The sequence below is a fragment of the Sphingomonas sp. YR710 genome (assembly GCF_900101455.1).
GTDB lineage: Bacteria > Pseudomonadota > Alphaproteobacteria > Sphingomonadales > Sphingomonadaceae > Rhizorhabdus.
The window spans coordinates 58,529-83,837 of the sequence record NZ_FMZJ01000003.1; the positions used below are offsets into that span (position 1 = coordinate 58,529).

The 25,309-nt window shown below is 63.5% G+C and carries 25 protein-coding genes; 15 read left to right on the top strand and 10 right to left on the bottom strand.

Features of this window, described 5'->3' with window-relative positions; all coding sequences use genetic code 11:
- Positions 1-67: 67 nt before the first annotated feature.
- Both BLS13_RS04870 and lon read left to right on the top strand, forming a co-directional pair.
- Positions 68-493 (top strand): Hsp20/alpha crystallin family protein, encoded by a 426-nt coding sequence (locus BLS13_RS04870; RefSeq protein WP_256325711.1) that lies wholly within the window; start codon positions 68-70, stop codon positions 491-493.
- On the top strand, positions 490-2,907 hold the full coding sequence (lon, locus tag BLS13_RS04875; RefSeq protein ID WP_093450271.1) for an endopeptidase La: 2,418 nt from the start codon (positions 490-492) through the stop codon (positions 2,905-2,907). The genes BLS13_RS04870 and lon overlap by 4 nt, the downstream gene beginning before the upstream one ends.
- Before the next feature lie 163 nt (positions 2,908-3,070).
- Here lon and BLS13_RS04880 read toward each other — a convergent pair whose 3' ends face one another.
- Positions 3,071-3,922 (bottom strand): TauD/TfdA dioxygenase family protein, encoded by an 852-nt coding sequence (locus tag BLS13_RS04880; RefSeq protein ID WP_093450273.1) that lies wholly within the window; start codon positions 3,920-3,922, stop codon positions 3,071-3,073.
- 689 nt (positions 3,923-4,611) lie between these two features.
- Between BLS13_RS04880 and BLS13_RS04885 the strand changes: the two genes are divergently transcribed.
- Entirely contained in the window at positions 4,612-5,307 is a 696-nt protein-coding gene (locus BLS13_RS04885; RefSeq protein WP_093450630.1) for a pentapeptide repeat-containing protein, read from the top strand.
- Positions 5,308-5,322: 15 nt separating this feature from the next.
- Here the strand turns inward: BLS13_RS04885 and BLS13_RS04890 are convergent, their stop codons facing one another.
- Both BLS13_RS04890 and BLS13_RS04895 read right to left on the bottom strand, forming a co-directional pair.
- Entirely contained in the window at positions 5,323-6,402 is a 1,080-nt protein-coding gene (locus tag BLS13_RS04890; protein WP_218123232.1) for a cobalamin-independent methionine synthase II family protein, read from the bottom strand.
- A gap of 162 nt (positions 6,403-6,564) precedes the next feature.
- Positions 6,565-7,563 carry an NAD(P)-dependent oxidoreductase gene (locus tag BLS13_RS04895; protein WP_093450276.1) on the bottom strand — a complete coding sequence of 333 codons (999 nt, stop codon included), beginning with the start codon at positions 7,561-7,563 and terminating at the stop codon, positions 6,565-6,567.
- A gap of 570 nt (positions 7,564-8,133) precedes the next feature.
- Here BLS13_RS04895 and BLS13_RS04905 point away from each other — a divergent pair.
- The 6 genes from BLS13_RS04905 to BLS13_RS04930 all read left to right on the top strand — a co-directional run bounded on the left by BLS13_RS04905 (position 8,134) and on the right by BLS13_RS04930 (position 14,734).
- Positions 8,134-8,652 (top strand): DUF4402 domain-containing protein, encoded by a 519-nt coding sequence (locus BLS13_RS04905; RefSeq protein ID WP_093450279.1) that lies wholly within the window; start codon positions 8,134-8,136, stop codon positions 8,650-8,652.
- 136 nt (positions 8,653-8,788) lie between these two features.
- Positions 8,789-9,301 carry a DUF4402 domain-containing protein gene (locus BLS13_RS04910; RefSeq protein ID WP_093450280.1) on the top strand — a complete coding sequence of 171 codons (513 nt, stop codon included), beginning with the start codon at positions 8,789-8,791 and terminating at the stop codon, positions 9,299-9,301.
- 71 nt (positions 9,302-9,372) lie between these two features.
- Positions 9,373-9,954, top strand: a complete 582-nt coding sequence (locus BLS13_RS04915) for a DUF4402 domain-containing protein (RefSeq protein WP_093450282.1) — start codon at positions 9,373-9,375, stop codon at positions 9,952-9,954.
- A gap of 72 nt (positions 9,955-10,026) precedes the next feature.
- Positions 10,027-10,977: a fimbrial biogenesis chaperone gene (locus BLS13_RS04920; RefSeq protein ID WP_093450284.1), complete on the top strand. Its 951-nt coding sequence runs from the start codon at positions 10,027-10,029 to the stop codon at positions 10,975-10,977.
- An 8-nt stretch (positions 10,978-10,985) separates the two neighbouring features.
- On the top strand, positions 10,986-13,706 hold the full coding sequence (locus tag BLS13_RS04925; protein WP_093450286.1) for a fimbria/pilus outer membrane usher protein: 2,721 nt from the start codon (positions 10,986-10,988) through the stop codon (positions 13,704-13,706).
- Positions 13,707-13,738: 32 nt separating this feature from the next.
- Positions 13,739-14,734, top strand: coding sequence for a DUF4402 domain-containing protein (locus BLS13_RS04930; RefSeq protein ID WP_176943440.1), 996 nt, complete (start codon positions 13,739-13,741; stop codon positions 14,732-14,734).
- Between the two features lie 9 nt (positions 14,735-14,743).
- Here the strand turns inward: BLS13_RS04930 and mtnP are convergent, their stop codons facing one another.
- From mtnP to petA, 4 genes are all read right to left on the bottom strand, one after another.
- On the bottom strand, positions 14,744-15,604 hold the full coding sequence (gene mtnP, locus BLS13_RS04935) for an S-methyl-5'-thioadenosine phosphorylase (RefSeq protein WP_093450290.1): 861 nt from the start codon (positions 15,602-15,604) through the stop codon (positions 14,744-14,746).
- A gap of 79 nt (positions 15,605-15,683) precedes the next feature.
- The gene (locus tag BLS13_RS04940) at positions 15,684-16,526 is read right to left on the bottom strand and encodes a cytochrome c1 (RefSeq protein WP_093450292.1); all 843 of its coding nucleotides are present in this window, start codon (positions 16,524-16,526) and stop codon (positions 15,684-15,686) included.
- A gap of 15 nt (positions 16,527-16,541) precedes the next feature.
- Positions 16,542-17,807: a cytochrome b gene (locus BLS13_RS04945; protein WP_093450294.1), complete on the bottom strand. Its 1,266-nt coding sequence runs from the start codon at positions 17,805-17,807 to the stop codon at positions 16,542-16,544.
- An 11-nt stretch (positions 17,808-17,818) separates the two neighbouring features.
- Complete coding sequence (gene petA, locus BLS13_RS04950) at positions 17,819-18,385, bottom strand: ubiquinol-cytochrome c reductase iron-sulfur subunit (protein ID WP_093450296.1); 567 nt, start codon at positions 18,383-18,385, stop codon at positions 17,819-17,821.
- A 190-nt stretch (positions 18,386-18,575) separates the two neighbouring features.
- Here petA and BLS13_RS04955 point away from each other — a divergent pair, with 190 nt between their 5' ends.
- Genes BLS13_RS04955 through BLS13_RS04965 form a run of 3 tightly spaced genes read left to right on the top strand, consistent with a single transcriptional unit; the run spans position 18,576 to position 20,487 of the window.
- Positions 18,576-19,025 (top strand): tRNA (cytidine(34)-2'-O)-methyltransferase, encoded by a 450-nt coding sequence (locus tag BLS13_RS04955; protein WP_093450298.1) that lies wholly within the window; start codon positions 18,576-18,578, stop codon positions 19,023-19,025.
- Entirely contained in the window at positions 19,022-19,882 is an 861-nt protein-coding gene (hemF, locus tag BLS13_RS04960) for an oxygen-dependent coproporphyrinogen oxidase (protein ID WP_093450300.1), read from the top strand. The genes BLS13_RS04955 and hemF overlap by 4 nt, the downstream gene beginning before the upstream one ends.
- Before the next feature lie 5 nt (positions 19,883-19,887).
- Entirely contained in the window at positions 19,888-20,487 is a 600-nt protein-coding gene (locus tag BLS13_RS04965; protein WP_093450302.1) for a GNAT family N-acetyltransferase, read from the top strand.
- Here the strand turns inward: BLS13_RS04965 and BLS13_RS04970 are convergent.
- On the bottom strand, positions 20,476-21,258 hold the full coding sequence (locus BLS13_RS04970; protein WP_093450304.1) for a hypothetical protein: 783 nt from the start codon (positions 21,256-21,258) through the stop codon (positions 20,476-20,478). The genes BLS13_RS04965 and BLS13_RS04970 overlap by 12 nt on opposite strands.
- A gap of 105 nt (positions 21,259-21,363) precedes the next feature.
- On the opposite strand from BLS13_RS04970, the gene lipB reads away from it, so the two are divergent.
- The 3 genes from lipB to BLS13_RS04985 are packed head-to-tail and all read left to right on the top strand — an operon-like array spanning position 21,364 to position 23,066.
- Complete coding sequence (gene lipB / locus BLS13_RS04975) at positions 21,364-22,041, top strand: lipoyl(octanoyl) transferase LipB (RefSeq protein WP_093450306.1); 678 nt, start codon at positions 21,364-21,366, stop codon at positions 22,039-22,041.
- Between the two features lie 59 nt (positions 22,042-22,100).
- The gene (locus tag BLS13_RS04980; RefSeq protein WP_143011872.1) at positions 22,101-22,337 is read left to right on the top strand and encodes a hypothetical protein; all 237 of its coding nucleotides are present in this window, start codon (positions 22,101-22,103) and stop codon (positions 22,335-22,337) included.
- 36 nt (positions 22,338-22,373) lie between these two features.
- Positions 22,374-23,066 (top strand): hypothetical protein, encoded by a 693-nt coding sequence (locus BLS13_RS04985; RefSeq protein WP_256325712.1) that lies wholly within the window; start codon positions 22,374-22,376, stop codon positions 23,064-23,066.
- 185 nt (positions 23,067-23,251) lie between these two features.
- Here the strand turns inward: BLS13_RS04985 and BLS13_RS04990 are convergent, their stop codons facing one another.
- Both BLS13_RS04990 and mltG read right to left on the bottom strand, forming a co-directional pair.
- Positions 23,252-24,100, bottom strand: coding sequence for an SDR family NAD(P)-dependent oxidoreductase (locus tag BLS13_RS04990; protein WP_093450310.1), 849 nt, complete (start codon positions 24,098-24,100; stop codon positions 23,252-23,254).
- Between the two features lie 230 nt (positions 24,101-24,330).
- On the bottom strand, positions 24,331-25,302 hold the full coding sequence (gene mltG / locus BLS13_RS04995; protein WP_093450312.1) for an endolytic transglycosylase MltG: 972 nt from the start codon (positions 25,300-25,302) through the stop codon (positions 24,331-24,333).
- Positions 25,303-25,309 lie beyond the last annotated feature (7 nt).

Genomic DNA, 25,309 nt, shown 5'->3' on the forward strand with positions numbered 1-25,309 from the left:
CTCCCCCCACCCCAATATAGCGCCTAGCAAGAAACCGACGCCCCGGCGTCGACAGGAGACGCGCCGCATGCCGATTTTCCGTGCACGCAACTGGATGTGGGCCGAGGCGATGGACGCGCTTGAGCGGGTCGAGCGCCTCCACACAAAGAGCTTCGAGCCGCGCCGTCACGTCGGCGGCCGTGCGAGCTGGGAGCCGCCGGTCGACATGCTGGAGACCGATGAGGAGGTGCTGATCCTGATCTCCTTGCCCGGCGTCGATCCCGAGCAGGTGGTGACGACGATCGAGGATGGCGTGCTGATCATCTTCGGGCAGCGCATCCTGCCGCCCGAATTGCGAACCGCCGTGATCCACCGGCTGGAACTGCCACAGGGCTGCTTCGAACGGCGGCTGCCGCTGCCGCCCGGCCGCTATGACGGCGTCCGCCGCATCGCCACCAATGGCTGCCTCTATGTCGGCCTGCACAAGAGCCCCGCACCGGGAGGCCGTCGATGAACGATACACCCGCCAGCACCATCGCGATGTCAGCGAAAGCCGCTGACGCAACCGCCCTGCCCCCGATCCCCGCCGATGCGATCATCATCGTGCCGGTTCCCAATGTCGTGATGTTCCCCTCGGTCGTGCTGCCGCTCGCGCTCACAAAGCCGGCGGCGATCGCCTCGGCGCAGGCCGCCGTCCGCGCGGAAAGCCAGATCGGCGTGCTGATGCAGCGTACCGATCTCGAGGATCCGGCCCCGACGGACATGCACATCATCGGCACGATCGCCAATGTGCTGCGCTACGTCACCACGCCCGACAATGGCCATCATCTGATCGTCCAGGGCGAACAGCGCTTCCGCATCATCGAATTCCTCACCGGCTGGCCCTATATGGTCGCGCGGATCGAGAAGATCGCCGAGCCGGAGACGAAGGGCGCCGAGATCGAGGCGCGCCTGCTGCATCTGCGCCAGCAGGCGATCGAAACGCTCGAACTGCTGCCGCAGGCGCCCAAGGAAATGGCCGAGGCCGTGCGCAACATCACCTCGGCCGCTGCGCTGGCGGACATGGTTGCGGCCTATCTCGATCTCGAACCGCCGCAGAAGCAGGAGATATTGGAGACGATCGCGCTGCAGGAGCGGCTCGACAAAGTCTCACGCCTGCTGGCTGCGCGCATGGAAGTGCTGCGGCTCAGCGCCGAAATCGGCCGCGACGTCCAGGCGACGTTCGGCGGCCGCCAGCGCGAAGCTTTGCTGCGCGAACAGCTTGCCGCAATCCAGCGCCAGCTCGGCGAAGGCGATGACGGCAAGACCGCCGAAATCGCCGAACTCAGCGAGGCGATCGGCAAAGCCGGCATGCCCGAAGATGTCGAGCAGCAGGTGCGCAAGGAACTGCGCCGGCTCGAACGCATGCCCGAGGGTGCCGCCGAACATGGCATGATCCGCAGCTGGCTCGACTGGATGATCGAACTCCCATGGACGATCCCGGAAGAGGCGACGATCGACATCGCCGAGGCGCGCCGCATCCTCGACGAGGATCATTATGATCTCGACAAGATCAAGAAAAGGATCATCGAATATCTCGCGGTGCGCAAGCTCGCCCCGCAGGGCAAGGCGCCAATCCTATGCTTCGCCGGCCCGCCCGGCGTCGGCAAGACCTCGCTCGGCCAGTCGATCGCGCGCGCGATGGGCCGCGAATTCGTGCGGGTCAGCCTCGGCGGCGTCCATGACGAGGCCGAGATGCGCGGGCATCGCCGCACCTATATCGGCGCGCTCCCCGGCAACATCATCCAGGGCATCCGCAAGGCGGGTACGCGCAACTGCGTGATGATGCTCGACGAGATCGACAAGCTGGGCAGCGGCGTTCAGGGCGATCCGTCCGCGGCCCTGCTCGAAGTGCTCGATCCCGCGCAGAACGGCACGTTCCGCGACAATTATCTGGGCGTCACTTTCGATCTCAGCCGGGTGGTGTTTATCGCCACCGCCAACATGCTGGAAAATGTCCAGGGGCCGCTGCGCGACCGCATGGAAATCATCACGCTGTCGGGTTACACCGGCGAGGACAAGCTCCACATCGCCCGCCGCTTCCTCGTGCCGCGCCAGCTCGAGGCCAACGGGCTCGATACCGCGCAGATCGAGATCGACGATGCCGCTTTGACCAGCATCATCGGCGGCTACACACGCGAGGCCGGCGTCCGCAATCTCGAGCGCGAGATCGGCCAGGTGCTTCGCAACGCCGCGGTGCGGATTGCCGAGGGCAGCGCCGCGCACGTCCACATCACTCCGGCCGAAGTCGAGGAGATCCTCGGCGGCGTCCGCTTCGAAAATGAGGTGGCACAGCGCACCAGCGTCCCCGGCGTCGCCACCGGCCTCGCCTGGACGCCGGTGGGTGGCGACATCCTGTTCATCGAGGCGACCCGCATGCCCGGCAGCGGGCATCTCCAGCTCACCGGCCAGCTCGGCGACGTCATGCGCGAAAGCGCGCAGGCGGCAATGAGCCTGATCAAGAGCCGCGCCGACGCGCTCGGTATTCCTCCCGAACGTCTGTCGAAAAGCGACATCCACATCCACGTCCCCGCCGGCGCGACGCCGAAGGATGGTCCGAGCGCGGGTGTGGCGATGTTCACCGCCCTCCTGTCATTGCTCACCGACCGCAACGTCCGCAGCGACACCGCGATGACCGGCGAAATCTCGCTGCGCGGGCTGGTGCTGCCGGTCGGTGGCATCAAGGAAAAGGTGATCGCGGCAGCGGCGGCCGGCATCACGCGGGTGATGCTGCCCGCGCGCAACCGGCGCGACTATGACGACATCCCCGAAAGCACGCGCAAACTGCTCGAGTTCATCTGGCTCGAAAAGGTCGAGGACGCCATGGCGGCCGGGCTGGAAGATGCGCCGGCGAAACCCGAGGCGAAGGTGCTCGAAGGGGTGGAATAGGTGATCCAGCCCTTTCACCCCCTCTCTGACGGTAGAGGCTGGATGAAAACCTTGCGGCTTCCGGCAGGGCGAAGCGGGCGTCGGATCCCCTTGCCGGGGATATCGCGAGGCGGCGGCAGGCAGGCTCGCAATTGAGTCCAGCCCGCCAAAGGCCAGAGAGCCCTTATGCCATCTCCGGTTCGACGTCCCTGCCCAGGAAGGTTTCCTCACCCGCCAACCGCGTCTTGACCAGCAGCCGGCCGCTATCGGCGGCATAAGGCAGCGCGCGATGCAACGTGCCGGTATTGTCCCAGATCACGATGTCGCCCTCCGACCATTCGTGACGATAGACGAACCGCCGCTGCGTCGCCCATTCGGTGAGGCGAAAGAGCAGGCCCAGCCCCTCCTGCGGGGTCATGCCGAGGACATATTCGGCCGAGGAGCCGACCACCAGCGATTTGCGCCCATCGCGATGGCGCCAGACCAACGGCAGGTCCGCGCCGCGCGAGCGCACGTTCCGATACTGTTCGTAGGGCATCTCCAGCCAGGTGCCGAGTATCATCGCATAGCCCGAGTGATGCGCGTGAAGGTCCTCGATCAACGCCTTGTCCGCATCGGGAAGCGCCTCATAGGCAGCGTAGGTGTTGCAGAACTCGGTCTGCCCGCCCACCGCCGCGACCCGCTTGGCCGAAATGATCGAAGCGTATGTCGGCACGTCGGCGGTCGTCCCGTCGAGATGCCAGCGGAACGACGACTTGAGCGACGACGCGCGTTGGCTTTCATTGGGGTCGAGGCTGATCCGGTAGGTTTCGCTACCCTTCTCGTCATAGCCATCCTCAAGCGCGAAATTGCCCAGCGTCTTGGAAAAGGCCACCTGCTCGTCGTCGTTCACGGGCGCATCGGGAAATACCAGAACGGCGCGCTGCTTCAGCAGAGCGCGGATTTCCCCGGCATATTTGCCGCTCAGCAAGTCGGCGCGATCAATCCTGACCTCGGTGCCGATGCTCGGCGCCAGTTCCCTTGTTTCGAACGACATCCTCTCACTCCCGGATTCCCGCGGGTTTCATCCACGCGATCCGTATCATGCGGTTTTTGCCGGCCAAAGCTAGTGAGAGAATTCGGGCGGCCGGAACCGGGTCCGCGGCGCTGCCGGGAAGATTTACGGATGGTCGCCGGTGCGAATGTATGTAGCGCACAGGGCAATCGGGTGAACAAGGCAGTACCCCTCTGGTATGGCCTTTGCTCAAAAAATTCTTCATCCCGGCTTTCGCCCATAGGCGCCAAGATAAGGCCCTGGGCCGAACATCTTTTTCTATCCTCCCCCGCCAGGGGGAGGTGGCGCCAAAGCGACGGAGGGGGCGGGCAGCGATCAGCTTTTGCCTGGCGCCAGGCGGCTTCTAACTCTTCCTGGCGCATGGCTTCCGCCCCCTCCGTCAGCCTGCGGCTGACACCTCCCCCTGGCGGGGGAGGATCAGAAAGGGCCGGGCGATGCCGCATAATCAAAACCCTGCGTCCTTATCTTCGCGCCTATGGGCGCGAGCGTGCCGACCCGGCCACCGACGGATTGCTGGCCTTCGATGCGCGTGCCGTGCTGAAAGGCCTCGGGTTCATCCGCTTCAATCCGGAAAGCGACTGTACGCACAGTTGATCACCATTCCGGCCGGCCTGAGCTGAATGCCGACCGGCCCTGGTTGGCATCTGCTCGCCCGGCCGTTAGGCAACCCCATGACCGATGACCTCTTCGCCGCACCTGTTATCGACGGCAAAAGCCTGACCCGCGCCGATATCGAGCCTTTGGTCGCGCGCCGCATCCCCGTCCGGCTCACCGATTGCGACCTCGAACAAGTCGATCTGTCGAAGCTCGATCTCACCGGCTGGACCTTCGAACGCTGCACGATCCGCCGCACCGATTTCAGCCGCGCTACCCTGGAGGCGACGACATGGCAGAGCTGCCGCGGCGCCTTTGCCGATTTCGTCGCCGCCGACCTGACCGAGGCGAGCTTCGCCTCCTGCGATCTCAACAACGCCCTGTTTCGCCGAGCGACGCTGCGTTCGGCGACGATCCGCGGATGCAAGCTGACCGGTGCCGACCTCGCCGACGCCGCCGCGATCGATATTCGCGTCGACGAGGTCCTGTTCATCGGCGCAAAAATGCCGGGCTGGTCGTTCCGCAAGCAGAGCCTCAAGCGGATCGACTTCAGCCAGGCCGATTTGCGAAAATGCGATTTTCGCGCGGCAACGCTCGATGAATGCAGCCTGCGCGACGCGGTGCTCGACGGCGCCAGCTTCGCCGGCGCCGATCTGCGCAACGCCGATCTCGGCGGCCTGCGCCTGACCGACGCCTCACGCTTCCGCGGCGCCACCATCTCGAACGAACAGGCCGGGCAATTGCTCGCCGAACTCGGCCTCAACGTGCGGTGATCGCCGTCTCTGTCCTCAGCGGCCACCCCACAATTGCTTGCTCGCCAGCGCGGCACCCTGAACCAGCGATGCCAGTTTGAGCCAGACGATATCGGGGAACACCGTCGGCACGCCGCTGAACGTCGAGAAGCCGCAATCCGAACCCGCCGCCAGCCTATCGCGGCCTACCACATCGGCATATCGCAGCAGCCGTTCAGCCACGAACTCGGGATCCTCGACATAGTTTGACGTCGAATCGATCACGCCCGGCGCCAGGATCTTGTCTTCGGGCAGCGGAACGTCGCGGAAGACCGCCCAGTCATGGCCATGACGGGGATTGGCACCTTCCATCAGGATCATCTGCGGCCGCGCTTTCAACACCCGCGCCGCGATGACCGCGAACGGTATGTCGAAATGGTGCGGGCCGGCATAATTGCCCCAGCACAGATGCATCCGCATGCGATCGGCCGGGATGTTGCGCGTCGCATGGTTCAGCGCCTCGACATTGCGATCGACGATCCGCAGGAAGGACTGCTCATCGAGATCGGAGTAAGTGAGATGCCGGCTCATCGCCAGATCGGGCGAGTCGAGCTGCACGTCGAAGCCTGCCTCGACGATCGCCTCATATTCGGGGCGAAGCGCCTCGGCGACGGCCTCGATATAGGCGTCTTCGCTCGGGTAGAACTCGTTCTTCTGGAATACCGCGACCACACCCGGCGAAGCGGCGTTGATGAACGCGCCGACCGGCCTGTTCGCGTCCACCGCCGCCTTCATATTGGCGATGTCGGTCGGCAGGCCGTCATTCGCCTTGGCCGCAACCGGCCCCTGGCAGCAGGCGCCGCCGGCGCGCGGCACCACCGCACCGATCTTCACCTGCTGTTGCGCGAATTCGGGAAAGGCGCGCAGATCGGCGGCGGCATCGCCCCGCGATTCGCCACCGAAACCAGTCAGCCGTTCGACGATATAGGTCGCATAGCTCGGCTTGCTATATTCGCCGTCGCTGACCAGATCGATCCCGATCGAAACCTGCCGGGCGACGACATCGTTGACGCTTTTGACAAGATCCGCGGCAAGGCCTGCGGGATCGATCGTCTCGCCGGCGGCCTGCGCCCGCATGCGTTCCAGCAAATATGCGGGCCGGGGGAGGCTTCCGACGTGCGTAGTGAGAATGCGATCAGCCATATCTGCAAGGGCGCTCGCGCCCCCTCCTTGTTCGAGCCCTGTTCAGGCAGATGGATATCAGGGGCCGCCCGCACATCACGGGCGGCCCGCCGGATTTCAGACCTCGTCGGGAAGGCGCGGATCGCCTGCCACGAAACGGCGCAGATTGTCGATGAACAGATCCACGGTGCGCACATAACGGCCGCTGCCATGCGCCGCGGCGTGCGGCGTGAGATCGACCTTCGGATGCGTCCAGAGCGGGCTGTCGTCCATCCGCTCCTTGCGGTAGAGCCACGCCTCCTCGATCGTATGGACATCGAGGATCGCGGCATCGAGATGGCCGGAATCCAGCGCCGCCAGCACCGCCGCCTCATCCATCAGCCCCGCCCGCGCGACGTTGACGAAGGTCGCGCCCGGCTTCATCCGGGCAAGGAATTCCGCATCGACCAGGTTGGCGGTTTCGGCATTGCCGGGCAGCGACATGATGACGATATCGGCACGCCCGAGATGATCGGCGACCTGCTCGGGCTTGATCATCTCATCGAACGGCTCGGTCCCGGTAGGGTTACGACGCACGCCGATCGTGTGCACGCCAAATGCCTGCGCGCGCTTCGAAATGTTGCTGCCGATCGCGCCGGCGCCATAGATCAGCCAGGTGGTGCCATAGATTTCGCGGAAATCATGGCGCGGATATTCCTTATTCTCGCGCGCCACGCGCCGCTCTTCCACCTGCTGGAAGCGGCCCAGGATCGAACGCATCGCGAATTCCGAAATCGAAATCGCATTGCTGTGCGAGGTGGTGAGCCGCACGCCGCGCGCCAGCACGTCCTGCAGGATCGGCATGTCATAGCCGGCCCCGATCGAATGAACCCACTTCAGATCGGGCGCGTTTTCGAGCAGGTGCTTGATTGTCCGCCGCAACGGCCCGCGAAAGCCCTGCACCGTCATCCACACGACATTGGCAGGCAGCGTGCGCGCATCATGCGGCACGCCATCGATCATCGCGGTGTCGGCATCCTCAAGCAGTGCGTAACGCACCGGCAGTGCGGCCGCATCGAACACATGGCGCCACGGTTCATATTCTTCCTTGGCCATGACTACACAAATTTCAGACATCGATATCCTCCCTATGCGATTGCTCGCATTCGTGCTGGCCGCGGCGCTGCGTTGCTTCTATCCGTCACCGCGGTACGCGAAGGCGAGATCCCTTTTGCACGATATCGTGCAAGGCTGGACCCCACGCTTCCACGCTCCGCCAGTCAAGGTCGATCTGGCACCGGTCAAAGTCTATGGACAATGCCGCCTGCTCATATTCCCAGCGCACATGGCGGGGGGAATTCACGCCCACCTCAGGCGAAATGGCAATTCCCCCATTCCCGGCCGCAAGTTGGCCGTCGTCACCGAAACGATCCGCTAATTCGGTCGATTCTCGCGCTACGCAATTCCCACCGGTTGACGAATTAATCGACGCTGGCCCGACATCAGAATCAGTTTTTCTTGTTAACAAATATGTGATAGTTAAAAATCAGTTAAGAAATGATTCTACGTGATAGGGGCACGTTCCCAGGGGGGAACAAAGCACACACGGGCACCATATCTTTACACAGGAATCGGTGATTCCTGTGGGGTTTTCTTATTGCCGATGGCGCGTGCCATCCTTGTGATGTTCGAGTTGGGGAGTATCAAATGAAGTCCTTTCTGAAGATCGTTTCTGCGGCAGCAATCACCGTAGCTGCCGTGTCACCGGCATTCGCGCAGAACACCGCGACGGCCTCCAGCACGGCGACCGGCAAGGTTATCTCGCCGCTGACGATCACGGCGGGCGCGGCACTGGCGTTCGGCACGGTTGTAAAGCCTGCCACAGGCCTTGGCCCCTACACGATCACGGTCGGCACGAACGGCAGCCATGCATCGAGCACGGCCAATTCCTACCTGCCGAGCAGCCCGGCCACGGCCGCAGCCGCTTTCTCGATCACCGGTGAGGCCAATCAGTCGACATCGATCGCGGTGGGCACGGCTGGTCACATGACGATGACCGGCCCGACCACCGGAACGATCGACGTCACGCTGACCTCGTCCAAATCGACGTCGACGCTGCCGTCGGGGGCCGACAGCTTCACCGTCGGCGGCTCGTTCAGCCTGCCCGATACGCAGGAAACGGGTGACTATACCGGTACGTTGACAGCCGTCGTCACCTACAACTGATTGTTCGTCGCCAGGGGTGCCTGGCAAGCCTTTGCAATCCCGCGGCAATCACCTTTGGGTTTGATCACCGCCGGGTTGCACGGCTGTTGCGCGTTGAACCGCAAGCGTTGAGTTGGTGTATGCGTTGGGAGATTCCATGAAGGCGTATCTGAAGCTTCTGGCGGCAACAACCGCGGCAAGCGTGGCAACCGCGCCCGCGCTCGCCCAAAATACCGCCTCAGCCTCCAGCACCGCGACGCTGAAGATCGTGGCTCCGCTGACGATCACGGCGGGCACCGTTCTGGCATTCGGCACGGTCGTGAAGCCCGCGACCGGTTCCTACACGATCACTGTCGACACTGCCGGCAGCCACGCCTCGAGCACCGCAAACTCCTATCTGCCCAGCAGTCCGGCGACCACCGCGGCAAGCTTCTCGATCACGGGCGAGCCGAGTCAGGCTGCGTCGATCACGGTCGGCACCGCCGGCGTCATGACGATGAACGGGCCCAGCGCCAGCACCCTTTCGGTAACGCTGACCTCATCAAAGGCATCGACCACGCTGCCATCGGGTTCCGATAGCTTTACTGTCGGGGGATCCTTCACCTTGACCAGCGCGCAGACGACCGGCGTCTATACAGGCACGCTGACAGCGGTTGTTACGTATAATTAAATTGCCATCCGCATAAGTATATCGAGTTCGGCCAATTTCGGCCTGTCCTGTTTACGTTGAAGCGGCCCGATATGAACCGTCATCACCTCTTCACGATCGGATGTGCGGCCGCCGCGGGCTTCGTCGGGCTTGAGCTTTCGTCAGCACGGGCCAATGTCAGCGCCTCGACCGTCAGCAGCGCATCGCTGACGATCACGGCGCCGGCATCGATCGATTCGCAGCAGGGGCTGGTCGAAGGCGCGGTGCCGATCACAAGCACGACGGCGCTCGTCACGCAGATTTCCAAGAAGGCGTCTCCGATTCTGGCGGCGCCCCGTCCCTCGCAACGAGCAACTATACCCCCCGCCGTTAGCCGGCTGGAAAGCGCGATCGCACCGCGCGATCTTTCGCAGGCCAATTTCACGATCACGGGGGACCAGGACCAGTCGATCTCCGTGTCCGTACCGACCGAGCTAGCGCTGATCCGGATCGGGGGCAACGAAACGGTCACCTTCACCACAACCAGCGATCTTCCCGATGAAACGGCCGGCCAGCGGCTAGCCGGCGGTGACGGCATTCTCGCCTTCAACGTCGGGGGGCGTGTTGCCGAAGGCGGCGATCGCGTGCCGGGTCGTTATTCGGGCATTCTCCGTGTCACAGCGCAATATAATTAATGCCTCACGCCCTCAATTATGCACTATTACGCCCGCGGCATCGGCCGATGCCGCAGGCTAAGAGGGCAAGATATGAATGATCGTCCGCATGTGAAACTTTCTCCGACCGGCAAAACCCGGGTCGGCGTCGTAGCGTTGCTTGCCATGATCAGTTCTTCGTCCGCATACGCACAGGCTGTAGCGGCTCCGCAAATTGCCATTCCGGCCCTGGCGTCCAATCTGAGTATCAATCCGAAGCGCATCACCTTTGCCGGCCTGGGCAAGGCCGCAACGATTTCGGTCTATAATCAGGGTGCCGCCGGCCGTTTCGATGTCGAGCTGGTCGATCGGATCATGTTGCCTGATGGCCAGATCATCTCTGCCAGCGATGCCGCGTCGAAACCCGAGCTCAAAGCCGAACTCGATCGGCTGAAGTCCGCCAGGACGCTGATCGTCACGACGCCGCGGCGCCTGCAGCTCGCCGCCAGCAGCGGCCAGGTGATCCGCGTTCGCGCGGCGGCGACCGCCGACATAGCCCCCGGCGAGTATCGCACCCACCTGACCGTGACCGGCCTTCCCCCGGCCGATGCCGGCCTCACCGCCGATGATGCCGCCGCCAAGGCGCCCGGACAATTGTCGTTCCGGATCAATTCGGTGCTTGGCATTTCGATTCCGGTGATCATCCGCGTCGGCCCGATCGACGTACGCGCCGGCATCGAACATGCTACGGTCGCCGTCGAGTCTGTATCGCCCGATGGCCGCGCCGCGCCGGTGCCGACCGCGATCCTGTCGCTCGAGCTTGTGCGTCAGGGCCCGAATTCGCTGTTCGGCGATCTTGAAATACGGGGAGCGAAAGAAGGCGGCAGCCAGCCGCCACTCGGCATCGTCCGCAGCATCGGCGTCTATCCGGAAATCGAGCGCAGGTTCGTAAAGATTCCGCTGCGGCGGATCCCGGCAGCAGGCGAACGGATCGACATCCAGTTCCGGGATGACGATATCCATCCGGGTGCCGTGCTGGCGAAGGTATCGCTCTCCGCTCCGTGAACTCCTTGATGATGGCGGTGGCCCTGGCAGGCGCGACAGGCGCCGCCCCCCCGGCCCCGCCCCCCGACGCCGCGCCCGGCAGCGTCATGCCACCCCCCCCTACCCTTTCTTCCCCGCCCGCCCTTGATGATGCCGATCTGCTGCTGGTCGAGGTCGTCCTCGACCGGCTGACACTGACAGATTCGCTTTCCTGCTACACGCGGCCGGACGGTCTGCTGATCCCGGTCGGCGAATTGTCGCGCTTGCTGGATGTCGATCTTTCCGTGCTGCCGGCCGAACGCCGCATCACCGGCAATATCGGCGAAGCGCGGCGCCCTGTGCTCATTGATGCAGCCACCGCAACGATCCGCATCGGCGGCAAGGCCGAACCGCTAGCGCCGCGCGACATGGTCGTCGGCGTCACCGATATCTTTGTGCGCGCGGCTCTGCTGGAAAAAATCCTGCCCGTTCGCGCAACGTTCGAAGAATCCGCGCTGCGCCTGACGCTGGAGGCGCGCGAGCCGCTGCCGATCCAGTCACGCCTCGATCGCCTCGGCAAGCTGCGCAGCCTGCAACCGGATGGCAGCGCCACCCAACAGGAGGTGTTGCGCACCGCGACACCCTATCGGCTGTTCACGCCACCCAACTTCGATATCGGCCTGGACACAGCGGGCGGTTCGCTCAGCCCCCGCTCGGCCTATCGCTACGACGTTCGCGCCGCCGGTGATCTGCTGTTCAGCGGCTTCCAGGGGTTCGTGGGATCGGATGACAAGGGCCGCCCGACATCGACGCGGGCGACGTTCGAGCGCCGTGATCCCACCGGCCGGCTGCTGGGGCCACTGGGGCTGACCCGACTCAGTGCCGGCGATGTCTTCACGCCGACGCTGGCAATCGGCCCGCGCAGCTTCAACGGGCGCGGCGTCGCGTTCAGCAGCGTGCCGCTGACCCAGGCCAGCGTGTTCGGCCGGGTCGATCTGCGCGGCGAGTTGCCGATCGGATATGACGTCGAACTCTACGTCAACGATGTGCTCCGCAATGGTCAGACGACGCCGGTACAGGGGCGCTACGAGTTTCTGGACGTCCCGCTGGTGCGCGGGGTCAATGTGATCCGTATCGTCTCCTATGGCCCGCGCGGCGAGCGATCGGAAGAAGTCCGCGTCATCAGCGTCGGCGGCGGGCAGGTCGCCAAAGGTGCGTTCGTGATCGAAGGGGGCGCCGTCCAGCAACAACGCCCGCTGATCGATCTGCGGCCAGGCGACATGAGTGACATCACCGGCCCGGGTGCCGGCGATATCCGCATGGTCGCCAATATCGCTTATGGCCTGAGCGAGGCGGTGACGGTCACCGGAGGCGCAGCCAGTTACTCGCCAACCGGCTTCGGCCAGCGGCATATGGGAACATTGGGGCTGCGCACCTCGCTACTGGGGTTCGTCACGCAGGTCGATGGCGCGCGCGACGACAAGGCGGGATCGGGCATAGCGCTGGCTGTCGCCGGCAAAGTATTCGGCCTGTCGACGGTCGCACGCCATTCCGAATATCGGCACGGCTTCGTCGACGAAACCATCCCCACCGGCGGTGATGGCCGCGCGCTGACCCGCTATAGCGAACTCGATCTCGATCTGACGCTGAAACCGTGGAAAAGCTTCGCGCTGCCTCTTTCGCTGCGCGCTGCGCGGAACCAGTTCGCCAATGGCGATGCCGATCTGTCCGGCCTGGCCCGGGCATCCTTTCCAATCGGCGGCGCCTATGTTTCCACCGGCCTGGATTACCAGCATAGCAGCCTGGCGAGCGGCACATCGACCGAGGCGCTGAGCGGCGTGCTCGCGGCCTCAAGCTTCGCGGCGTTCCGTTGGCAATTGCGCGCGAGCCTCGATTACAGCCTGCTGCCCACCGCGCAGTTGCGCGGCGCATCGATTACCGCCGATCGCGATCTCGGCGCGCGGGCGGCGGTCCGGCTCGCCTTGGGCAAATCCTTCACCGATACCCGCGATGTCACCGCACAGGTCGGCGCGATCCTGCGGCTGCCGCTCGGCGATCTTTCGCTGAACGGCAGCTACACCACGCCGCGCAACGACTGGCGGGTCGGGCTGCAATTCGGCTTCAGCCTGGCCTGGGATCCGCTGGGCCATGGCTATCGGATGACGCGAACCGGCGCCGCTTCGGGCGGCAACCTCGCTCTGCAGGCGTTTGTCGACGACAATAATAATGGCCGCTTCGATCCGGGCGAGCGGCCAGTGGCGGGCGTCACCCTCGATGGCGGTCGCAATCGGATCGCCACCGATGCACGCGGCCGCGCGCTGGTGACGGGGCTGGGCGACGCGCCATCGGCCCGGTTGCAGACCGGCATCGACGATGTCGATCTGACCAACGTCAGCACCCCGCCGAGCATCATCGAATTTGCCCCCCGGCCGGGCCGGACGACCATCGTTCCGTATCCTCTGGCGCCCCAGGGCGAGGTCATGATCCATATTTCGGTGCGGCAGGCTGACGGCAAGCTAGTTGGTCTGTCCGCCTTGCGATTGATCGCAACACCCGATCATGGCGCTCCGGTCGAGGCGCAGACCGAATATGACGGCAGTGTCGTACTGGAAGGGCTGAGGTCCGGCCATTATCGCATCGATCTCGATCCGGTGCAGGCCGCGCGGCTGAAAATGCGCCTCGAAGCCCCGATGGCGGTAACCGTTGCGCATGATGGAGGCGTGCTGCCCGATGTCAGCGGTGTTATCATCTTCGAGTCCGCAGCACCATGATCTACCACCTTCGCCATCCAAGGATCAGGCCAATGCCCCCGTTGTCGACACGTTCGCTAGCCATTGCCCTGGGCGCCCTGTCGGCCTGTCCTGTTGCTGCACAGACCTATACGGTTTCTTCGATCACGGCGCCCGCATTCGGGACCCTGATCACTGGCGTTACTGGCACCACGGTCTTTCTGAACAACGGCATCGTGACGAAACAAAGCGGCAGTGGGACCGTCTATTCGGGGCCGGTCACGCGGGCCGTAGTGTCGATCAACTGCACCGACGGCTCCGGCAGGCCGCGGCGCTGCAGCACGGCCGGCAATATCGCGCGCGTCGATATCGCGACCAGCGGCATTATCAGCGGCCGCGCCCAGGCGATCAGCAATTTCACGGCAAACAATGGCACCGGCACGATCGGCACCGGCACGACCACGGGTACCTCGCTCAGCTTCCAGTTGACCGGGTGGACGGCCAGCAATACGAACAAGACCTTCTTCCTCGATATCACGCTGCCGATCACCGGCGACGATGTCGGTGGCACGACGGGCGCCGCCACGTCGGGCTTCACCGTGCTCACCACCGAGGATCCCACAACGCCGATAACGGGTCTTAGCGCCCTTGCGACCGCCACAGTGCGACGGGCGATGTATATCGCGGCGGGTACCTCCCTCGGTTTTGGCTCATTCCTGCGCTCCGGGACGAATTCCGGCACGGTGACCGTCGACTCTCTGGGAACGCGTACCGTCGGCGGTGCCAGCCCGCCGATACTTCTGACCACGGGCCCCGGCAGCGCCGCCACCTACACACTGTACGGCGAACCCAGCACGAGCTTTACCCTGACGGTCTCGACACCGCTTGCTTTTTCCAACGGCACCGCCGTCACCGTCCCGGTCACGTTGATCCCTTCGGCCAGTGGGTCGTTGACGATGCCTGGCGGCGGCACGATGCCGCTGACCGTCACCGGAGTCATCACCGTGCCGGGCAACGCCGGTTCGGGCGGCTACAGCACCAGCTACAACGTCACCATCACCTACAACTGATCGCCGGTTTCACCCGAACAGTCGCGGTGCGAGCGTTGCCAGTCTGCGCGCCGTATCCGCCGGCCAATGATCGCGTGCTGTCATCACCGCGCCGTCGAGCGCATGATCGCATCCCTGCGGGCAGCCCGCGCCGCCGCCCGCCCGCGCCGCCACAGCCACCACCAAAGCCTGCGCCCGCGCAACATTGGCGTTCATGACCCCGATTATTTCGGCGACGTCGACCTCCTTTTCGGACCAGGCATCGTCATCGGTCACCATCGCCACGCTGGCATAACAAAGCTCCGCCTCGCGGGCGAGCCGCGCCTCGGGCAAGCCGGTCATGCCGACGATGTCGCAGCCCCAGCTCTGGTGCAGCAGCGATTCGGCGCGGGTTGAGAATTGCGGGCCTTCCATCACCAGCATCGTTCCGCCGATCCGGTGCGCGCCTGCGTCGTCAGCGAGCGCGGCCGCCACCGATTGGCCCAGCCGCCCGCAAACCGGCCGCGCGAAAGCGACATGCGCCACGATGCCGTCGCCGAAAAAGCTGCGCCCGCCGCGAATCGTGCGGTCGACATACTGATCGACCAGCACGAACGTCCCCGGCCGCATATCGGCATGCAGCCCGCCGACGGCCGAGATCGCCAAGACCTCGGTACACCCCGCCGCCTTCAGCGCGGCGATATTCGCGCGATAATTGACCTCGCCCGGCGCCAGCCGATGCCCGCGTCCATGTCGTGGAAGGAACGCCACGCTGCGCCCGGATACCTCCCCGATCAGCAACGCATCGGATGGCTTGCCCCAGGGCGTGTCGACGTCGATCCATTGTCCGTCCGCCAGCGCCGGCATTCGATAGAGCCCGCTGCCGCCGATCAGGCCTAGCCGTCCCGTCATGCCACCCCATCCCCTGAATTGAAAAGGGCCGCCCGGTCATCCCGGACGGCCCTTCTTTACGTCAATCTCAACCTGAAGCTCAGTGCTTCACGCCTGCCCAGATGTTCCGATAGGACAGGAACGCCAGACTGGTTGCGATCAGCAGGAAGATCACCACCGCGAGACCGGTCTGGTGACGGGCTTCGAGCTTCGGCTCGGCTGTCCATACCAGGAATGCCGATACGTCCTTGGCCATCTGATCGACCGTCGACTTCGTCCCATCCGAATAGGTCACCTGACCATCGGCCACCAGCGGCGGCGGCATCGCGATGTTGAGGTTCGCGAAATACGGATTGTAGTGGAGCGACGGCGGAGTCTTGGCATCCGGGAACTGCTTGATCAGTTCAGCCGGCTGCTTCTGGAAGCCCGTCAGCAGCGAGTAGATGTAGGCCGCGCCACCATGGCGAGACTTAGACACCAGCGACAGATCCGGCGGTAGCGCATTGTTGTTGGCAGCGCGAGCGGCGGTTTCGTTGGCATAAGGCGTCGGGATCTTGTCCGCCGGCGTGCCCTTGCGGGTGGCCGGTTCGCCGGTTTCCGGGTTGATCGAGGGAACCTCGGTCGCCCAGCCCTTGGCGATCGCCTTCACTTCAGGATCGGTGAAGCCCAAATCCTTGAAATCGCGGAACGCGACCTGATGGAGCGAATGGCAGGCCGAGCAGACTTCCTTGTAAACCTGGAAGCCGCGCTGCAGCTGTTGCCGGTCGAACTTTCCGAGCGGGCCATCCGACGCGAAGGAAACCTCCTTCGGATGCTGGTGATAGACGCTCTCGGCGGTGGGGGCCGGCGGCTCGCTGACATAGGCGATGGCGCCCATGAGCAGCGAGTAGAGCAGAACCCCGACGAAGCCGAGGCCGGCGAGAAATGCGATAGGACGAACCATGACCTGACTTTCCCCTTAAGCCGTCGGCGTCGCGTGGCCGAGCACCGCTTCGGTGATCGAATTCGGCAGCGGAAGCGGCCGTTCCATGCGCGATACGATCGGCAGGATGATCAGGAAGTGGGCGAAGTAATAAGCCGCCGCGAGCTGGCTGATCATCACGAAGGGCTCTGCCGCCGGCGAACCGCCGCAATAGCCGAGGATCAGCACGTCGATCACGAGCAGCCAGAAGAACTTCTTGAACGTCGGGCGATAATTGCCCGAACGCACCGGCGACTTGTCGAGCCACGGCAGGAAGAACAGCAGCAGGATCGAACCGAACATCGCGATCACGCCCAGCAGCTTGGCCGGAATGCCGAACACGTTGAAAGTGAAGGCGCGCAGGATCGCGTAGAACGGCCAGAAATACCATTCGGGAACGATGTGCGCCGGCGTCGAGAGCGGGTTGGCCGGGATATAATTATCCGGGTGACCCAGATAATTCGGCGCGAAGAACAGAACGAGGCAGTAGATGATCAGGAACACGCCCAATCCGAAACCGTCCTTGGCCGTGTAATAGGGGTGGAACGGGACGGTATCCTGCGGGCCCTTCACATCGACGCCGGTCGGATTGTTCGAACCCGGAATGTGCAGCGACCAGATGTGCAGCACGATCACGGCAGCAATCACGAACGGCAGCAGATAGTGCAGCGAGAAGAAGCGGTTCAGCGCCGCATCGTCCGGGGCGAAGCCACCGAGCAGCCACGTCTGGATCGGCGTGCCGACCACAGGGATCGCGCCGAACAGGCCGGTGATCACCTTGGCGCCCCAGAAGCTCATCTGCCCCCAGGGAAGCACATAGCCCATGAAGGCGGTCGCCATCATCAGCAAGAAGATCACGAGGCCGAGCAGCCACACCATTTCGCGCGGGGCCTTATACGATCCGTAAAATAGGCCGCGGAAGATGTGGAGATAGACCACGATGAAGAAGAAGCTCGCGCCGTTGGAGTGCGCGTAGCGCAACAGCCAGCCCGAGTTCACATCGCGCATGATATGTTCGACAGAGTCGAACGCGATGCCGCCATTCGCGGCATAGTGCATGGCGAGGATGATGCCGGTGATGATCTGGATGCCCAAAGCCGCGCCCGAAAGCACGCCGAAGTTCCAGAAATAATTCAGGTTGCGCGGAACCGGATAGCCGGCACCAATCGCATTATAAACGAGCCGCGGGAGCGGCAGACGCTCGTCCAGCCACTTCATCAGCGGCTGCTTCGGCTCGTAATGTTTTGCCCAGGGGAAGCTCATGTCTGTTTACCTCAGCCGACTTGGACGACGGTATCGGATTTGAAGGCGTATTTCGGCACTTCAAGATTCTTCGGCGCCGGACCTTTGCGGATGCGGGCGGCCGTATCGTAGGTCGATCCGTGGCACGGGCAGAAATATCCGCCGAACTCGCCGCGGATTTCGCCCTCGCCGGCACCCAGCGGCACGCAACCGAGATGGGTGCACACACCCATGGTGATCAGCCACTGCTTGTGGCCTGCGATCGTGCGTTGATCCAGCGTCTGCGGATCGCGCAGCGCCGAAAGCGGCACCGCATCGGCGGCCGCAATTTCCTTGGCCGTCAAATGGCGCAGGAACAAGGGCTGCTTGCGGAAGATCGTCTTGATCGCCTGGCCTTCCTTGATCGCCGTCAAATCGACCTCGATCGAAGCCTGCGCCAGCACATCGGCCGACGGGTTCATCTGGTTGACCAGCGGGAGCAGGACGGTCGCTGCGCCGACTCCGGCGAAGCTCACGGCCGCAATATTGATGAAGTCACGACGACGAACGCCGTCCCCAGCTGCTTCGCCAGGTATTTCAGTAGTTTCGAGCGTCGCCATTCCGGAACCTTTGCGCTGCCACGATCCGGCGCAGTCAGGAAGGTTTCGGCATTTACCGTCGCCCCCCGAACCACGCACCGCCCGTAATCCCCCGGCGGTTGGCCGCGCTGATAGCGCCGGATTGCGGCCTTTGCCAATCCCATTTCACCATTATTGCGGCATTGCGATACATTCGCATATCAACAGGGCTATGCGGATTGCCCTTTACCACCCCGATATCGCCGGAAACACGGGCACGATCCTGCGCCTGGCGGCCTGTTTCGGCATATCGGTCGACATCATCGAACCGTGCGGATTCGCATTTTCCGAACGGGCATTGCGACGCGCGGGCATGGATTATGCGGCCGCGGCCGACGTCGTACGCCATGCCGACTGGGATGCCTTCATCGCGACGCGGCGGGGACGGATCGTGCTGTTGTCGACCTATGCCGCGATTCCCCTCCCGTCGGCGGTATTTGCGTCCGGGGATACCCTCCTGTTCGGATCGGAAAGTGCAGGCGTGCCCGAAAATGTCCGCGACGCCGCCGATCTGCGCGTACGTATTCCGATGCGCGCGGGCTTCCGCTCCTTGAATGTCGCGATCAGCGCTGGCATCGCGCTCGCCGAAGGCTTGCGACAGACCGGAGGATGGCCCGAATGACTTTCATGATGGACGCGCAGCAGCAGGCAGCACGCAGCTGGTTCGAATCGCTGCGCGACCGCATCTGTGCCACGTTCGAGGCGATCGAGGCGGAAGCCGACAGCGATGCCCGTTTCGCGTTCACCCCATGGAATCGCGAGAATGATCCGGAAGCGAAGGGTGGCGGCGGCGTCCAGGGATTGATGAAAGGTCGTGTCTTCGAAAAGGTCGGAGTCAATGTCTCGACGGTTGGCGGCGCCTTCTCGCCCGAATTCGCAAAGACGATCCACGGGGCGGACGAACAGGATCCTGGCTTCTTTGCCACGGGAATCAGCCTCGTGGCGCACATGGCCAATCCGCACGTTCCAGCGGTTCACATGAACACGCGCTTCCTCTGCACTACGAAACGCTGGTTCGGCGGCGGCGCCGATCTCAACCCGCCATTGCCGTATGACGACGACACCGCCGATTTTCACGCGCGGCTGAAACTGGCCTGCGATCCGCACGGCGCCGACTATCACGACCGATTCCGCCAATGGGCCGACGACTATTTCTGGATCCCCCACCGCAAGACCCATCGCGGCGTCGGTGGAATTTTCTACGATCATCTCGATTTTCAGGACGATGCTGGCTTCGATGCCAATTTTGCCTTCACCCGGGACGTCGGCGAAGCCTTTCTCGACATCTTCCCCACGATCGTCCGCCGCCGGATGGGCATGACGGCCAGCGATCAGGATCGGCGCCAGATGCTCGCTTTCCGCGGCCGCTATGCCGAATTCAATCTCGTATATGATCGCGGCACGGCGTTCGGCCTCAAGACCGGCGGCAATGTCGACGCGATTTTGATGAGTCTGCCGCCCGTCGCGACCTGGGAATAGCGCCGATGGGCCTGACCCCGGTCGAGCCGCATATGCTGGCAACGGTCGTCACGTCGCTTGAGATGGTGGCGAAACCGAAGCCGAAGCCCGCAGCGCCATCGGTATTCCGGCTCAATCGCTGGAAAACGCCTTCGACAGACAAATATCGTGCGCTGTTCCGCCGCATCGGCGCCCCGTGGCTATGGTTTTCGCGGCTGGTGATGAGCGATGACGAGCTGATCGCAATCATCAACGATTCGGGGATAGAGATCTACGCCGTCAGCGATGCACGGGGGATCGAAATCGGTATGCTCGAACTCGATTTCCGCATCGCCGGCCAGATGGAGATCGCCTTTTTCGGGCTGGTCCCCGAACTCAACGGCAAGGGGCATGGCGGCTGGCTGATGGGCCAGGCGCTGTCGCTTGGCTGGCGTAGGGGCATCGAGCGTGTGTGGGTCCATACCTGCACGCTCGATCACCCTGGCGCACTCGGCTTCTACCGGAAGAACGGCTTCACGCCATTCGCGCGGGCGATCGAAACCTTCGTTGATCCGCGTGTGGCCGGTATATTGCCTGCCACCGTAGCACCGCACATTCCGATGCTGGCGGAGGCCTCAGGCGGATAAGCGGCCATAAGCAAAAGCCAGATAGACCGTCCATCCCATCATCAGCACCGATCCGATGAAGGCAACGATCAATTCGGCGGCAACCCTCAGCAACTCGCCCTGCCCGCTCGCCATCGCAAGCAGCCGCGCGACGGGTACGAGGGCAAGCTGGCTGATCGAGATCAGCGTCATATAAGCCAGCCCGAACATAACCGATATGGCCAGCGCGCGCAGGGTCTTGCCGCGCGTCAGCCGGAAACTGTGCTTCAGCGCGTCGATCGGGCCCATGCTGCCATCGGCCAAAGTCGGCCATAAAACCAGCAGGCGCACCTGCCCCCAGATGATCGGCACACAGCTCAGGATGATGGCCTCGTTGAGCCGCGTCACATTGTCGGATGGTACGACCAGCCCGATCAGGGTGACGATCACCACCGCGACCACGAAGACTCCGAATATGAGCGCCGCGACGATCAGGCCGACGACGATGGCCACCGGCACCCGCGCCAACGCTATCCGCAGCGCCTCTCCCACGCTCAACCGCGACCGCAGCGCCATCAGGCTGACCGCCATGTTGCCGATCACCGTCAGCAGCAAGGCGGGGATCAGCAGCAGGCCGTTCACGCCCGAAACGGGCGATTGCGCAGCCCCCTCGCCCCGCGCGTCGGCGGCGAAGCCTAAAATGAGCATGCCGAGGCCAAAAGTCGCCATCGCGACCGGCAGCACCAGCCCGCTTTCCCGCCGCAGGAAGACGACGGTCTCCTCCCATATGGCGTCGATGGAAAAGCTGGACATTCATAATGCTCCCATATGCGATGATCGCCGCCCTATCGCGATAGCCCCCCCTCGCGCAATCATATGCGGCTTGATTGGCCGCCGATATGCCGACAAGAGCGAGCCATGGACGCGATCGACGATGGCCGTATCGAATGGCGGGTGAGCCCCGGCCTGTCGCCTTATGCCGAAACGCTGGCGGCGATGGAGGCCCGCGCCGCGGCGATCCGCGCGGGTGAGGCCCGTGAACTCATCTGGCTGGTCGAACATCCGCCGCTCTATACTGCCGGCACCAGCGCGAAGGCCGACGAGTTGCTCGCCCCCGATCGCTTTCCCGTTTTCGCCACCGGACGCGGTGGCCGCTACACCTATCATGGGCCGGGTCAGCGGGTCGGCTATCTGATGCTCGATCTCGAACGGCGGGGCCGGGACGTGCGTCGTTTCGTCACTGCGCTCGAACAATGGCTAATCGATACCCTTGGCGACCTCGGCATCACGGCCCGCAGCGAACCGGGGCGCGTGGGGATATGGACCGGCCATGGCCTGGCGGAGGCCAAGATCGGCGCGATCGGTATCCGGTTACGTCGTTGGGTGACGTTCCACGGCTTCGCGATCAACGTCGCGCCCGATCTGTCGCACTTTTCGGGGATCGTGCCCTGCGGCCTGGGCGATTATGCCGTCACCAGCATGCGCCAGCTGGGATCTCCACATGACATGACTGCGCTGGATGAGGCGCTGCAGCGCCATTTTCCAGCCATGCTCAATGCGCTGGGAGATTATGGCGGGGATGCTCGAACCGCTTGAGCCGCCGAGTCGTTCACGATATGGTCGCATCCAGAAACAATGATTTCAGGGAGTATTTCATGCGTGCGACGTTCCGGACGATGCTGGCCGCAACTGCCTTGGTTACCGTCACAATCGGCCTGTCGGGCTGCCACAAGAGCAGCGGCACGGATGAGAGCAATGTCGTCGAGATGAATGCGATGGATGGCTCGATGAACGATATGACAGTCGTCGACAGCGCCACGATGGACGCTGCCGGATCGGCCAATACCGCCGGCGGTAATGTTGCAATGGACAATGGCTCCAATGCCACCTGACGAGCGTTCGGGCAGCAATCTGTTAGGAGTGGTGTGATGGTATTTCGGAAATTGGGTGCGATCCTCGCGGGTTTATCGGTGGTCGTCGCCGCCAGTCCGGCATCGGCCTATCTGTTCTGGTCCGCTCCCAATTTCACTGGCGGTGCGGTGCACGGCGATGAACCTGGGCTCGGAACGACCTTGCCCAAGGCAACTCCGGCCGAGCTCAAGGCACATATGCTGTGGAACATGCGAGCCGGGCTGAATGTCGCGGCGCTACAGTGCCAGTTCTCGCCAATCCTGATGACCGTTCCGAATTACAACGACCTGCTCAACAAGAATGCCGCGGAACTGAACACCGCCTTCACCACCCTGAACAACTATTTCAAGCGGATGGGTGGCAAGGGCTGGCAGACCAAATTCGACCAATATACGACCAGAACCTATAACGGCTTCTCGACGATGCACGCCCAATTGGGTTTTTGCGAGACGGCCAGCGCGATCGGGCGCGAAGCCCGCACGCTCAAGCGCGGCAATCTAAGCGATCTTGCCGCAACCAAAATGCGTGAATTCCGCAATAGCCTGGTCCCGGTCGGCGACATGTTGTTCGCGCGCCGCTCGCTATACATGCCCGTCGCGGTTCCACCGTTGTCGGACGATTGCTGGACCAAATCGAGTATGTTGAAGGCGCGTTGCGCGGTCGCGACGCCGACCCAGGCTGCGGCAACGGAAACGGCCGCCAAGAGCTGATTGCGCCCCGGCAATCTGAATGTCATTTCCGCATTCAGATTGCCGGAGATGCGAGCCCATGCATCGTTTGAGATCTGCCGAGGCCCCGTTTCTGCGAGCCCGGCTGATCAGAGCATTACGCCGATGAACGGCCGGCAGCAAACATCGGCAACCCTGACGTAGCACCGGCCTGTCGATCGAACGGCCTAACGCACCACGCCTGCTTTGGCCTGCTCGACAGCAGCGTCCATTACCATCCCATATTCCTTGATTCCGCCAGCCGGATTTTTGGCGGCCATTCCGGAATCGATCACCAGCGTCTGGCCCGAAATGCCGCTCGCCAGATCCGAGGCGAGGAAGGCCAGCGCCGCGGCAACCTCCGTCGGCAGCACGCGGCGAAGGCCATCCTTGGAAACGGCTTCGCGCTCGCCTGTGCCATTCCCGGAATATTTGGAGGCCCGCGGCGTTGCCACACCACCCGGTGCGATCGTGTTGACCCGGATGCCGTAACGCGCCCATTCGATCGCCATGGTTTCGCTCATCGCCATCACGCTGCGTTTCGCCATGCCATAAGGACCGTGGAATGGTGCGCTACGCAGTCCGGAGATCGATGTGAGGCTGATGATGCTGCCCGGATGCCCTGCCGCGATCATATGGCGCCCCGCATCCACGCACACGCGGAATACATAATCGAGGTTGAGCGCCAGGACGTCCCGGAAGACTTCGTCAGTCGTCTCCTCGATCGGCGTCCATTGATGGAAGCGGGTGCCGCCAGCAATGTTCGCAACGATATCGATACGATCCACCTTCGATAGCGCCTTGCCCACAAGCGCGGCAGCCTCGTCGGGGTTCATCAAGTTCGCAACGATGGTTTCGCAGGCGACACCCAGAGCCAGCACCTCAGCCCTGATTTCCGCAACAAACTCTTCGCTCTGGTCCACCGCGACGATGTTCGCGCCCGCCTGCGCCAGCGCCAGACTGACCGACGTGCCAAGGCCACCGCCGCCAGCACCACACACCAGGGCGGTCTTGCCGCTTAGATCTATCCCGATCATTGCACCCTCTATTTTATACCTCAGCCGAGCAAATCTTCGCAGCCGTTCCCGGTTGCGAACAGAGAACCCGCCGGCATCCCATTAGGCGTAGCGCGCATCGCAGGTGCAGGTCGAGTGTCCTCACCCGAGAATTTTTCAGATGGCTCGGACCCCAGGCACGAACCAGTGCATTTTCGACGTCACATCGGAATGGTTGCCTTGAAGCCCCCGCCGCACGCGATCGCGCTCGTTTACATCTCGCCCTTGGCCCGCCGCAGGGCATAGAAACGCCGCACATTGGCATTGTGCTCCGCCAGGGTATTGGCGAACACATGACCGCCCTTCCCGTTCGCGACGAAATAAAGCGCCTTCGATGGTGCCGGATTCAAAACGGCTTCGATCGACGCCCCGCTCGGGTTGGCGATCGGGCCGGCGGGCAGCCCTGTCATCGCGTAGGTGTTATAGCCGTTCACCGCATGGATTTCGGATTCCCGAATGCGGCGACCGAGCGGCTTACCATGGGTAATCGGATAGATGATCGTCGGGTCGGCCTGTAACTTCATCCCCTGCCGCACCCGGTTCGAATAGACCGCGGCCACCATGCGCCGTTCGGAAGCCAGAGCGGTTTCCTTCTCGACGATCGAGGCCAGGATCACGGCCTGATCCTTAGTCTTCGCAACCGTCGTCGGCTTGCGCGCTGCCCATGCCGCGTCGAGAGCCTTGGTCATCGCCGCTTGCATCCGATGCAGCACCGCCACGCGCGGCTCGCCACGTTCATAGCTGTAGCTGTCGGGCAATACCGATCCCTCTACCGGCACCGGCACCGGTCCGCTCAGCATGGGCTCGGCTGCCAGCCGTTCCTGCACCATGATCGAAGGCATGCCCTCGGGAATCGTCACGAGCCGCTGGAGCGGCTTGCCGTGCTGGAGGATATCCAGCACCTCGCGGCCGCTGGCCCGCGCCGGAATGTCGAATTCCCCCGCCCGCACCGGATCGAGGGCGCCAAACCGACGCGCAAGCCGAAGGAAATTGGTCGTCGACCGGATGATGCCGGCCTTCTCCAATGCGCGTGCGGCCGATCCCAGCGATGCGCCCGCCGGCACAGTGAAGCTGACTTCCTGCTTCAGAGGGCCTTCGGCCCACCAGTCACGCGATATCCACAGGGCCCCTGCGCCGGCCATCAGCGCGAGCAGGATGATCGGCCAGACAAGGCGGCGGATCATCGATCGG